Source organism: Fulvitalea axinellae (genome assembly GCF_036492835.1).
Taxonomy (GTDB): domain Bacteria; phylum Bacteroidota; class Bacteroidia; order Cytophagales; family Cyclobacteriaceae; genus Fulvitalea; species Fulvitalea axinellae.
In genome coordinates this window covers 3,763,915-3,776,465 of sequence record NZ_AP025314.1, presented here as the reverse complement: position 1 = coordinate 3,776,465, position 12,551 = coordinate 3,763,915, and the positions used below count along the sequence as shown (strand labels likewise).

The window sequence follows — 12,551 nt, the reverse complement described above, 5'->3', positions numbered from 1 at the left end:
AGATTAAACTGCGGCTTGCTGTTGCTTGATCAAGTTCAGGGCCGATCCGGCTTTGAACCACTCGATTTGGTTCTCGTTGTAAGTGTGGTTCGCTACGATGTCCTCGCTGGTTCCGTCGGCGTGGTTGACGCGGATAGTCAACGGTTTGCCCGGAGCGAATTGGTCAAGATCGAGGAAGTCGAAAGTGTCGTTTTCCTGAATCTTATCGTAGTCGGCCTCGTCGGCGAAAGTCAAACCGAGCATACCTTGCTTCTTGAGGTTCGTCTCGTGGATACGGGCGAAAGATTTCACCAATACCGCGCAAACACCCAAGTGGCGTGGCTGCATGGCCGCGTGCTCACGCGACGATCCCTCGCCGTAGTTAGAGTCGCCCACCACGATGGTCGGGATGCCGGTGGCTTTGTACTCGCGCTGAGTGGCCGGAAGCTCGCCGTACTCGCCAGTGATTTGGTTTTTCACCAAGTTGGTGGCGTCATTGTAGGCGTTTACCGCACCGGTGAGGGTGTTGTTGGCGATGTTGTCCAAGTGTCCGCGGAAGCGCAACCAAGGTCCTGCCATAGAGATGTGGTCGGTGGTACACTTGCCTTTGGCCTTGATAAGAAGCTTGGCGCCGGTGATGTTTTTCCCGTCCCATGGCTTGAATGGAGAGAGCAACTGAAGACGCTCAGAGTCGTCTTTTACGATTACTTCCACACCGCTTCCGTCTTCGGCAGGCGCTTCGTAGCCGTTGTCCTCAACAGCGAAACCTTTCGCCGGCAACTCGTCGCCTACAGGGGCGTCGAGTTTCACTTGCTCGCCGTTTTTGTTGGTCAGCGTGTCGGTGATTGGGTTGAAGCCCAAGTTGCCCGAGATGGCGATGGCCGCAACCATTTCCGGAGAAGCGACAAACGCATGCGTGTTCGGGTTGCCGTCGGCGCGCTTGGCGAAGTTACGGTTGAACGAGTGAACGATAGAGTTTTTCTCCTGCTTGTCGGCGCCTTCGCGAGCCCACTGCCCGATACAAGGTCCGCAAGCGTTGGTGAATATCTTGGCGTCGAGATCCGTGAAGATGTCCAGTAATCCGTCGCGGTCGGCGGTGTAGCGAACCTGCTCGGAACCCGGGTTAATGCCGAATTCGGCTTTAGTAGCCAATCCTTTGTCCACAGCCTGCTTGGCGATAGACGCGGCGCGGGCCAAATCTTCGTACGAAGAGTTGGTACAAGAACCGATAAGTCCCCACTCAACGTCCAATGGCCAGCCGTTTTTCTCGGCTTCGGCTTTCATCTCTGAGATAGGAGTGGCGCGGTCCGGAGTGAAAGGTCCGTTTACGTGCGGCTCTAGCTCGTCGAGGTTGATCTCGATAACCTGGTCGAAATATTTTTCAGGCTCGGCGTACACTTCTGCGTCGCCGGTGAGGTGCTCGGCTACTCCGTTGGCCAAGTCGGCAACGTCTTGGCGACCGGTGGCTACCAAGTAACGGTACATCGACTCGTCATAACCGAAAGTGGAGGTGGTTGCTCCGATTTCGGCGCCCATATTACAGATGGTGCCTTTTCCTGTGGCCGAAAGCGATTTCGCTCCTTCGCCGAAATACTCGACGATGCAGCCTGTTCCGCCTTTCACGGTCAGGATACCGGCTACTTTCAGGATAATGTCTTTAGGTGCTGTCCAGCCGTTGAGCTTTCCGGTCAGCTTAACGCCGATCAGTTTCGGGAATTTAAGTTCCCAAGGCATTCCGGCCATCACGTCCACAGCGTCGGCGCCACCTACACCAACGGCTACCATACCGAGTCCGCCAGCGTTAACGGTGTGCGAGTCGGTGCCGATCATCATTCCGCCGGGGAAAGCGTAGTTTTCCAAAACCACTTGGTGGATGATGCCTGCGCCAGGCTTCCAGAAACCGATACCGTATTTGTTGGAAACTGACCCCAAAAAGTCGAACACTTCGGATGAGTTGTCTTTGGCGAAAGCCAAATCTTTTTCGGCCCCTACTTTGGCCTGGATAAGGTGATCGCAGTGAACCGTTGAAGGAACGGCCGCTTTCTTACGTCCAGCTTGCATGAATTGGAGCAAAGCCATCTGGGCGGTGGCGTCTTGCATGGCCACGCGGTCCGGCGCGAAGTCTACATAATCCTCGCCACGTACAAAGGCTTTGTCTGTCGCCCCTTGGTGCAAGTGAGTGTAAAGGATTTTTTCTGTTAGGGAAAGAGGTTTGCCTAGGGACTTTCTGGCCGCCGCTATTCGCTCGGGCATGCGTCCGTAAACCGCCTTGATCATTTCAATGTCAAAGGTCATGTTTGCTGGTTTTGGTTTGCTGTTTATTTCTCGTATAAAATTATAAAACACGCATTGAATCTTCGCTTTTGTTGCGATAATTTATACTTATTATAAATAAGTTTTACAAATTGTGATAGGAAATCTAAGTTTTTGAGTCTTATGGGCTTGGGTTTCGAAAACGATTGCGGAAGGCGGGGAGGGGAAGGGTTATGTGGATAAAAATACCTTTGTGAAGCTAAAAAAACGGAGCCTTAAGTGGCTATTTTCAGCTTCCTTCTGAGAGGATTACGGAAAAGGAGACTTAGGGTTACGGTTGGTGAGGAGGCGGGTAAGTGGCGTTGAGTCAAAAACCCTCAAATAATGGAATTTAGGCTGTTTTCAATCAATTTATAACTATTCTAAATTACTGATTGAAATCATACTTTTTTATTTAAGTGTCTGGTTTGTAGTGGGTTACTTGAATCAATCAAACTTATGACAAACATCATGTCCAATCCTGAGAAAAACTTACATTATGAATTGAAAAAGGGGCATGTTAGATTTGTTTCCACTGAATTTAGAGTAAGACCCGATAACTCAACGCTTGAAAAACAGAGTATGATGTTTTTGAAAAAAATTACCACTCGTTGCTCGCAAGTAGCTATGCTGCTGGGGATCGTTTGGGGGCTCCTTGGGGGCGTCCGGGCGTACGGGCAGGACGCGGCGAGTAGTGCCCCGGATCCGGCCCTTCTGGCTGGGGGGAAGAAGCTTTTTGAGGACAACTGCGCGCAGTGTCACGCTGTGCACGAGCAGGTTGTAGGCCCAGCGCTGAAAGACGTAACCAAACGGCAGAAGCCGGATTGGGTGAAGGCTTTCATTCTCAATTCCCAGAAAGTGATCCAGAGCGGCGACAAGTACGCCGTAGGGATTTACGAGAAGTTTGGGAAGCTGGAAATGCCGTCTCACGACTTCTCGCCCGAGGAGCTTAACGCCCTGATCGCTTACATTGACGACGAATCAACGAAAACACCCGTAGCCGAAGCTCCCGTAGCCGTTCCAGGCGCTGGAGGAGAGGCCGTTTCGGCCGGAGCCGGTACCGATTCCGGGATGGTGACCATCATTTTGGTCGTCAACTTGGTGATCTTGGTGCTGATTCTCGTAGTGTTAGCCTTGATTGTCAATGTGCTGACCAAGTACTTGAACCAAAAAGACGACTTGGCCGAAGACGAGAAGGAGATTGTTAACCAACGCTTCAACTTGCGAGCTGCTTTGTTCAGCAAGCCAGTGGTTGCCTTTTCTACTCTGTTGTTCGTTGCCATTGTAACAAAGACCGTTCTCGACGGACTTTTCCAGGTAGGTGTGCAGACCGGTTACGCTCCAAAACAACCGATCGCATTCTCTCACGAAATCCATGCGGGACAGTACGAAATCGATTGCAACTACTGCCACACCGGCGTTACCAAGAGTAAAAACGCCAATATCCCTTCGGCCAACATCTGTATGAACTGCCACAGTTCTGTAAAGACCGACTCGAAAGAGATCGCGAAGATTTACGCCGCTTTGGATTACAACAAAGACACCAAGACTTACGGACCCAACCAGAAGCCTATCGAATGGGTACGTGTACATAACCTTCCAGACTTGGCTTACTTCAACCACTCGCAGCACGTGAAAGTGGGCGGAATCGAGTGCCAGACTTGCCACGGCCCAATCGAGGAAATGGCTGTTGTGCGCCAGCACAATAACCTGACCATGGGCTGGTGTATCAGCTGTCACCGCGAGACTAAAGTCAACGCCGAGGGTAACGCTTATTACGACAAACTCGTAGCTGCGCACAACAAGGCCAACGGCAAGAAGAAAGCCATGACCGTGAGCGACGCCGGCGGTTTGGAGTGCTCTAAGTGTCACTATTAATCTATTACGGACTTTACTCGACTTCTATATATGAAAACGAAAAAGCAATACTGGAAGGGCTTGGAGGAACTCAACAACGAGCCCGAGTTTGCTAAGTACGCTGAGAAGGAGTTTCCGGAGTACCTGCCGATCAACCAAAACAACCGTGACGCGGGCAACGAAAAGAAAGGCTCTTCACGCCGTGATTTCCTTAAAATGATGGGATTCGGCATCTCGGCGGCTACACTTGCCGCTTGTGAGGCTCCCGTACGCAAGGCCATCCCTTACCTGAACAAACCCGTTGAGGTGGATCCGGGCGTAGCCAACTACTTCGCTTCTACATTCATGAACGGTGGCGACTACTGCTCTGTAGTGGTTAAAACCCGTGAAGGCCGTCCGATAAAGGTGGACGGTAACGCCGAGTCTTCTGTGACTTTGGGTGGCAGCGACGCGCAAGTTCAGGCTTCAGTGCTCTCGCTTTACGACCAGCACCGCTTCGCCACTCCTTTGATCGGAAAGAAAAAAGCGACTTGGGGCAAGCTCGACGCTGAAGTAAGCAAGGCTTTGGCCGATATTTCTGCCCAAGGCGGAAAGATCGCTTTGGTAAGCAAAACGGTTTTGAGCCCGTCTACCAAGGCAACTATCGCCAAGTTCATCGAGAAGTACCCTACTGCGGAATTTATTCAGTATGATCCGGTATCGGCTTCGGCCCTTCCGGTAGCCAACGAGAAATCGTTCGGCAAAGCTGTGATTCCTTCTTACGATTTCTCAAAGGCCGACGTGATCGTGGGCATCGGCGCTGATTTTCACAACGATTGGATCTCGCCGATACAGTTCACTTCACAATACGCCAAGACGAGGAAAATCGATCCGGCTAAGCCGAAGATGTCCCGTCACTACCAATTTGAGACTAACCTTACGCTTACAGGCTCAAACGCCGATTACCGCTCGCCGATCAAGGCTTCGGAGCACGGTGTGGCCGTAGCGCAACTTTATAATGCGGTGGCCAAATTGGCCGGCGCAAGCTTGGTTAACGCCCCTAAGGCCGACATTAAGCATGTCGACAAAGCCGCCAAAGACCTTTGGAAAGCCCAAGGGAAATCGTTGGTGGTTTCCGGATCAAACGATCCTGAGGTTCAGGTTTTGGTTAACGCCATCAACAGCTTGTTGAGCAACTACGGCGCTACCATCGACTTGGACAAGCCGGTTAACTTCCGCCAGGGAGACGACCGCAAGATGGCGGCCTTTGCGAAAGACGCCAAGAATGGCGCCTATGCGGGCATCATCTTCCTCGACGCCAATCCGGTTTACGATTTCTACGCTGGGGCCGACGTCGCCGCGGGTATCAAGAAAGCGAAACTCACCGTTTCCACTTCCGACCGCAACGACGAGACTACCGACTTGGTGAAATACGTAGCGCCTACGCTTCACTTCTTGGAGCAATGGAACGACGCCGAGCCAGTTCAGGGACACTTCTCAATCTCTCAGCCTACCATCACGCCGATTTTCGATTCTCGCCAGTCAGGTGAGTCGCTTTTGGCTTGGTCAGGCAACAGCCAGCCTTATTACGACTTCGTTCGCGCTTACTGGAAAGAGAACATCTTCGGGCTTCAGTCTGACGACTTGCTCTTTGCTTCTTTCTGGGACAAGGTGCTTTACGCAGGCGTATTTGAGCCGGGTACGGGCATTGAGCCGGGAACTTACACTTTTGCGGGCGACGTAAATGTTGCGGCTTCTTCTGTAGCCAAGACATTCAAGCCGGGCAAATGGGAAGCGGCGCTCTACTTCAGCTACCAGCTGAAAGACGGTTCGTTGGCGAACAACCCGCTTCTGCAAGAACTTCCTGACCCTGTTTCGAAAGTTACTTGGGACAACTACGCAGCCATTTCTATCGCTGACGCCAAAGAGTTCGGCTTCTCTATGAAAGAGGAGAAAACGAACGTGGTGAACGTGACAGTTGGAGGCGCTACTTACGAATTGCCTGTAGTGATTCAGCCAGGACAGAAAAAAGGTACTGTCGGAATCGCTTTGGGTTACGGACGTAAGAACGCCGGAGCCGTGGCCAAAGGAACTGGGGTGAACGTTTACCCGGCGCTTTCTTCAGCTAACGGATACCAGAACAAGAATATCACCTCGGGTGTGAAAGTGGAGCCTGTTGTAGACAAAACCTACGACATCGCCCGTACGCAGACGCACCAGACGGTAATGGGACGTACGAACGTAGTTCAGGAAACTACTTTCGACGCATATAAGAAAGACCCGGCCGCCGGTCGTGAGAGCATCGAGGTTACTGGCCTTGACGGAAAAATCTCAGCCGGTGCGGTAACGCTTTGGAAAGGTCATAAATACGAGAACCACCACTGGGGATTGGCTATCGACCTTACGGCTTGTAACGGTTGCGAAGCCTGCGTGGTGTCTTGTAACGTGGAGAACAACATCCCGGTAGTAGGTAAGCAAGAAGTGATCAACCGTCGCGAAATGCACTGGTTGAGAATCGACCGCTACTACAGCTCAGTGGATATTCCGGAAGGAACAGGCCAAATCGACGCTTACCGTCAGATGGAGAACGCCGCCGAGAATCCGGAAGTGACGTTCATGCCGATGATGTGCCAGCAGTGTAACAACGCTCCTTGTGAGACCGTTTGTCCTGTCGCTGCTACGACGCACAGCTCGGAAGGTTTGAATCAAATGACTTACAACCGCTGTATCGGTACGCGTTACTGCGCTAACAACTGCCCTTACAAAGTACGTCGTTTCAACTGGTTCAAGTACTTCGAGAACAACGAGCAGTTCCCTGACAACTTGTCAATGAACAACAACCTCGGCAAGATGGTCTTGAACCCCGACGTAACGGTACGTTCGCGTGGTGTGATGGAGAAATGTACGTTCTGCGTACAGCGTATTCAGGCAGGAAAGCTTAAGGCCAAGAAAGAGGCCCGCGGCGTAGAGGATTCGGATGTTGCGGTAGCTTGTGCTACAGCTTGTTCGGGAGGAGCCTTGGTATTCGGGGATATGAACAACCCTGAGAGCTCGATCTCGAAACTCCTCAAGCTCAAGCGTCCTGAGGACGGAAGCTTCCCGGCACCGGAAGAACCTCGCGCTTATACGGTATTGGAAGAGTTGCGCGTTTCGCCAAACGTGTACTACATGACCAAGATCCGTAACAAGGACTCGAGAAACCAAAAGGCTTAATCCAAAAGACTGAAAATATTTTAACGATATGGAAGTTACTTCTTCATTACCGAAATCCGCGCAGCCGGGGGATCACCATCCGGTGACCTCTTCTGTCCGCGACCCGTTGGTGACGGGCGGTAAGACCATCAAAGATGTTACGGAGGACGTTTGTATCCGGGTAGAAGGCGCTCCGACCAAAGGGTGGATGATGGGCATGACGCTCGCGCTCACAGCTTTGGGAATCGGCGGATACGCCGTGGCTCGCCTCCTTTGGGACGGTATCGGCATGTGGGGTCTGAACAAGACCATCGGCTGGGCCTGGGATATCACCAACTTCGTATGGTGGGTAGGTATCGGCCACGCCGGTACGCTCATCTCGGCGGTACTTTTGCTTTTCCGCCAAAAATGGAGAACATCAATTAACCGAGCGGCGGAAGCCATGACGATTTTCGCCGTAATATGCGCCCTGCTCTTCCCTGTGCTTCACATGGGGCGCCCTTGGGTGGGAGCTTACTGGGCATTGCCTTTGCCGAACACATTCGGCTCTCTGTGGGTGAACTTCAACTCGCCTCTTTTGTGGGACGTGTTCGCGATTTCGACTTACTTCTCGGTATCGCTCGTGTTCTGGTACATCGGACTCGTACCTGACTTCGCCACTATCCGTGACCGCGCCAAAGGAACCATTTCAAAAGCCGTTTACGGCGCTTTGAGCTTGGGTTGGAACGGTTCGGCCCGCGCTTGGATGCACTACGAGTCTGTTTCGTTGATCCTCGCTGGTTTGGCTACTCCTCTTGTACTTTCGGTACACACCATCGTATCGTTTGACTTTGCCACGTCGGTAATTCCGGGATGGCACACTACCATCTTCCCTCCGTACTTCGTTGCGGGTGCGATCTTCTCAGGATTCGCGATGGTATTGACGCTGATGATCATCACGCGTAAGGTTTACAAACTCGAGGACTACATCACGCTTACGCACATCGAATTGATGAACATCGTGATCATGGTGACGGGCTCTATCGTGGGTGTCGCTTATATCACAGAGTTCTTCATCGCTTGGTACTCGGGTGTTGAGGCCGAGGGTTATACCTTCATCAACCGCGCTACGGGACCTTACGCTTGGGCGTACTGGAGTATGATGACTTGCAACGTGTTCTCTCCCCAGATGTTCTGGTCTAGAAAGCTTCGTCGCAATATTTACTTCACGTTCTTTATCTCTATCGTGGTAAATATCGGTATGTGGTTCGAGCGTTTCGTGATTATCGTTACCTCGTTGCACCGCGACTGGATTCCTTCTTCGTGGGCATATTTTACGCCTACTGTTTACGATATGGGACTCTATCTGTTCACATTCGGTCTCTTCTTCACTTTGTTCCTGCTTTTCGCCAAGTTCTTCCCTGTAGTGAACATGGCCGAGGTGAAGTCTGTGTTGAAATCGACTTCGGGAACCATTAAAGAGGATTAATCATGAGCAAGACAAGCAATAAATTTATCCTTGGGTTATTCGACGACGAGGACGTATTGTTGGACGGCGTCAAGCGCGTTCGCGGAGCGGGCGTCAATATACACGAGGTTTTCACTCCGTTTCCGGTACACGGACTTGAGCACGCGTTGGGCTATAAGCGCTCGCGAATGCCTGTAGCGGCATTTATTTTCGGCGCTACGGGTACTACGTTGGCCCTGACCATGATGTATTACATGATGTATTTTGACTGGCCGATGATTATCGGCGGTAAGGATTTCGCAGCGTTTCCGGACTTCATTCCGGTAACCTTCGAACTTACCGTACTTTTGGCTTCGTTCGGTATGGTGGGGACATTCTTCATCACCAACGACCTGAAGCCATACAAAAAGCCGGTTATTTTCGATATCCGCGCCACGGACGACCGGCACGTAATGGCGATCGAACTGGACAAGAACAGCGGTAAGTCATACGACGAGCTTGCCGAGATCCTGAGCGGATCCGGTGCGGTAGAGGTTAAGGACAAAACTTTCGAGGACTGATGAAGCGAATGATCAAGAGCATATACAAATTGGCCTTGTTCGCGGGAATTCCCGCCGCCATGTTCTCATGCAAGGCCGAAGGCAACTACCCGGGACGCGAGTATGCGCCGAACATGTATCACTCGGTGGCCTATGAGCCGTTGAAGCAGATCACGGACAAAGAAGCCGGAATGTGGGTGAGTAACCGTTCGGACGGTTATGGCGAGTACTTCAACTCGAATACCTATAACAAGTTCGAAATGAACATGCGTACGCCTCCGGCTAACACCGTGGCGAGAAACGCAGACGGGTTCTTGCCTTACCGAGTGCCGAAAGACAGCATCAACTTTGCGGCGGCGAATGTGAAAAGCCCGTTGCCGGCCAGTGAGTCTGTAATTGCCGATGGAGAAATCCTTTACGGTAAGTTTTGCCAGCCGTGCCACGGAGCTACCGGGCAGGGCGACGGTCTTGTAGGTAAGGTGTTCAAAGGTGTTCCCGCTTATAACAAGGGACGCTACGCTACGCTTTCCGAAGGTCACGTGTTCCATGTGATCACTTACGGAAAAGGCCGTATGGGCGCGCACGCCTCGCAGTTGAATCAGCGCGAGCGTTGGGAAATTGTCCGTTACGTGCAAACACTTCAGAAACAATAACATGTAAAACTACGGGAATCCGCAGGCCGGATTCCCGAAAAGATATTGGTTATGTCGGAAGAGAAATTCATATTCACCGCCGGCGCTAAGAAGAAGTTGATCATTATGCTTGTCGTCGGTGTAGTGCTGACGGTTCTTGGCATCGTGATGGCTAACTCTGGCGGACACGGACATGAGGAGGTGGCAGCTGCCGCCGGACATGGCGCCGACGCCACGCATGGTGGCGGTCACGGCGGAGGAGCCGGGTGGCTCAAGCGCCTTTACACCAGTTTGTGGATCAACAACGTTTATTTTGTCGGTCTGGCACTGGTTGGCGTTTTGTTCGTAGCGTTGCAATACGTTACGCAGGCCGGTTGGTCCGCGCCTATCAAGCGTGTTCCTGAGGCTTTCGGTTATTGGTTGCCGATCGGCGGCGTGCTGATGATCGTTACGTTTTTGGTCGCTAACCACGACCTGTTCCACTGGACGCACGAATACCTGTACGACAAGGCAAGCCCTGAGTACGATTCTATTCTTGATAACAAGAAAGCGTACCTGAACTTTGGCTTCTTCTTGGGCCGTACGGTAGTTTACTTTGTAGTCTGGACTTTGTTGTTCTTCTTGATCCGCAAGTATTCGCTTCTTGAGGATAAGGTTGGGGGAACAGAGCCTTGGTACAAAATCCGTAAATACTCGGTTATCTTTGTCGTTTTCTTCGGCGTTACGTCGTCTACTTCGGCTTGGGACTGGGTAATGTCAGTAGATCCGCACTGGTTCTCTACATTGTTCGGATGGTACGTGTTCTCAAGTTACTTTGTTGCCGGATTGGCGGGCATCACCTTCTTGGTGCTTAAGCTGAAAGACTACGGCTACCTGAAAGTTGTGAAAGCTGACCACATTCATGACATGGGTAAATTCGTATTCGGATTCAGCGTATTCTGGACTTACCTTTGGTTCTCGCAGTTTCTTCTGTACTACTACTCCAACATTCCGGAAGAGACTATCTACTACGTTGACCGTTTGGTAAATGACCATTACTCGCCTTATTTCCTTTCGTTGGTGTTCATCAACTTCGTGATTCCATTCTTCGTATTGATGACCCGCGACTCGAAACGTCAAGGGGCTATTCTCAAAATCGCTTGTATTGTTATCCTCATAGGCCACTGGCTCGATTTCTTCATGATGATCACTCCAGGTATCATGAAAAACGAAGGCTCGATCGGTTTCATGGAGGTTGGCGTTACGCTCGTGTACCTCAGTGCGTTCCTCTTCGTAGCTTTGACCCAGCTTTCGAAGGCCGGACTCGTGGCGCACAAGCATCCGATGATGAAAGAAGCTATGCATCACCATATCTAATTGGTGCCAAAAATATCCGAGGGGCCCGCGCGATAGTGTGGGCCCCGTTCGCTTTACGGATATTGATTGGCTCGATATGGCGAAAGAAACTTTCAATTTGAAAAAACTACGATAGGAGCCTACATTGCACTCAAACTCACAAGGTTTGCTCCTATTCCGAGCGCATTTATACAAACCCACAACAATCAATTGCATAAAACTACATGGTGAAGTTAGTGATAGCGACGGGAGTCTTATTGATCCTGGTCGCGGTGTTCCTGATTTTCCGCATCTCCACTTTGGTGGGCGTGGTTCGGGGCGCGGGCAAGCCTTATAAGCCCGTAGATTCGAGCAACAAGATGAACGCGGTGTTGATACCCTTGGTAATAGGGGGTATGCTGTTGGCGGCCGGCTATTACGCGGTCAAATATTTTGACGAGTATACAATTCCTGTGGCTTCCGAGCACGGCGAGTTGGTAAGCCAGCTTTTTTGGATTACTATGGGCATTACGGGTGTCATTTTCCTGATTACCCACATTTTGCTTTTTGGATTTTCCTACAAATTCCGTTACCGTGAGGGCAAGAAAGCCTACTACTTTCCGGTTAACGACAAATTGGAAATGATCTGGACCATCGTTCCGGCCGTAGTCCTCACCATTTTGGTGGTGTATGGTACTGACGCTTGGACGAAAATCACCGCGGCGTCGCCCTCTGAGGCAGAGCGCGTGGAGATTATGGGATACCAGTTCGCTTGGAAAGCCCGCTACCCTGGCAAAGACAACAAGATCGGCAAGTACGATTATCGCTTGATCGACGCCGTGAATGTTTTCGGAATGGATTTCTCCGATCCTGCCAACCTTGACGATTTCTCTCCCCGAGTGATCCACCTGCCAAAAGGCAAGCCCGTGGAATTCAAAATCCGCTCAAGGGACGTAATCCACAGTGTATTCGCACCTCACTTCCGCCTGAAGATGGACGCCGTTCCAGGTATGCCTACTCGTTTCGGATTTGTACCGAGCAAGACTACTGCGGAAATGCGTGAAGAACTTGGCGACCCCGAGTTCGATTACGAAATCGCCTGTACGGAAGTTTGCGGACGCGGCCACTTCTCAATGAAAATCCTCGTGGTGGTTGAAGAGCCTGAGGAATACGAGAAGTGGAAGGCGGAGCAAAAAAGCTGGCTTTCGAAAAACCCGGACTACGTAACTCGCGTACCGGCGGAGCTTCGCGATAAGCTTTCGGGCCTTTAATAGGAAATGTTTTCCCAACAGGGCCAACATTACAATCAAAGAAACAATC

8 protein-coding genes are annotated in these 12,551 nt (G+C 51.4%); 7 read left to right on the top strand and 1 reads right to left on the bottom strand.

The features are described from left to right. Positions 1–3: 3 nt before the first annotated feature. Positions 4–2,274 carry an aconitate hydratase gene (locus AABK39_RS14300; protein WP_338392020.1) on the bottom strand — a complete coding sequence of 757 codons (2,271 nt, stop codon included), beginning with the start codon at positions 2,272–2,274 and terminating at the stop codon, positions 4–6. A gap of 582 nt (positions 2,275–2,856) precedes the next feature. Between AABK39_RS14300 and AABK39_RS14295 the strand changes: the two genes are divergently transcribed. From AABK39_RS14295 to AABK39_RS14265, 7 genes are all read left to right on the top strand, one after another. Further along, entirely contained in the window at positions 2,857–4,149 is a 1,293-nt protein-coding gene (locus tag AABK39_RS14295; RefSeq protein WP_338394692.1) for a c-type cytochrome, read from the top strand. A 30-nt stretch (positions 4,150–4,179) separates the two neighbouring features. After that, a complete protein-coding gene (locus tag AABK39_RS14290) occupies positions 4,180–7,320 on the top strand; it encodes a TAT-variant-translocated molybdopterin oxidoreductase (protein WP_338392019.1) in 3,141 nt (1,046 codons plus the stop codon). 28 nt (positions 7,321–7,348) lie between these two features. Further along, on the top strand, positions 7,349–8,767 hold the full coding sequence (gene nrfD, locus AABK39_RS14285; RefSeq protein WP_338392018.1) for an NrfD/PsrC family molybdoenzyme membrane anchor subunit: 1,419 nt from the start codon (positions 7,349–7,351) through the stop codon (positions 8,765–8,767). A 2-nt stretch (positions 8,768–8,769) separates the two neighbouring features. After that, a complete protein-coding gene (locus AABK39_RS14280; RefSeq protein WP_338392017.1) occupies positions 8,770–9,306 on the top strand; it encodes a DUF3341 domain-containing protein in 537 nt (178 codons plus the stop codon). Next, a complete protein-coding gene (locus AABK39_RS14275) occupies positions 9,306–9,938 on the top strand; it encodes a c-type cytochrome (RefSeq protein ID WP_338392016.1) in 633 nt (210 codons plus the stop codon). Before AABK39_RS14280 ends, AABK39_RS14275 begins: the two co-directional genes overlap by 1 nt. A gap of 51 nt (positions 9,939–9,989) precedes the next feature. Continuing rightward, a complete protein-coding gene (locus AABK39_RS14270; RefSeq protein WP_338392015.1) occupies positions 9,990–11,273 on the top strand; it encodes a quinol:cytochrome C oxidoreductase in 1,284 nt (427 codons plus the stop codon). A 203-nt stretch (positions 11,274–11,476) separates the two neighbouring features. Beyond that, positions 11,477–12,502 carry a cytochrome c oxidase subunit II gene (locus AABK39_RS14265; protein WP_338392014.1) on the top strand — a complete coding sequence of 342 codons (1,026 nt, stop codon included), beginning with the start codon at positions 11,477–11,479 and terminating at the stop codon, positions 12,500–12,502. Positions 12,503–12,551: the final 49 nt, after the last annotated feature.

What these genes read in the sequence shown, in the direction of transcription:
- AABK39_RS14270 (WP_338392015.1), top strand. Translation starts at nt 9,990, where the DNA reads ATGTCGGAAGAGAAATTCATATTCACCGCCGGCGCTAAGAAGAAGTTG.
- AABK39_RS14300 (WP_338392020.1), bottom strand. Translation starts at nt 2,274, where the DNA reads ATGACCTTTGACATTGAAATGATCAAGGCGGTTTACGGACGCATGCCC.
- AABK39_RS14290 (WP_338392019.1), top strand. Translation starts at nt 4,180, where the DNA reads ATGAAAACGAAAAAGCAATACTGGAAGGGCTTGGAGGAACTCAACAAC.
- AABK39_RS14280 (WP_338392017.1), top strand. Translation starts at nt 8,770, where the DNA reads ATGAGCAAGACAAGCAATAAATTTATCCTTGGGTTATTCGACGACGAG.
- nrfD (WP_338392018.1), top strand. Translation starts at nt 7,349, where the DNA reads ATGGAAGTTACTTCTTCATTACCGAAATCCGCGCAGCCGGGGGATCAC.
- AABK39_RS14295 (WP_338394692.1), top strand. Translation starts at nt 2,857, where the DNA reads ATGTTTTTGAAAAAAATTACCACTCGTTGCTCGCAAGTAGCTATGCTG.
- AABK39_RS14275 (WP_338392016.1), top strand. Translation starts at nt 9,306, where the DNA reads ATGAAGCGAATGATCAAGAGCATATACAAATTGGCCTTGTTCGCGGGA.
- AABK39_RS14265 (WP_338392014.1), top strand. Translation starts at nt 11,477, where the DNA reads ATGGTGAAGTTAGTGATAGCGACGGGAGTCTTATTGATCCTGGTCGCG.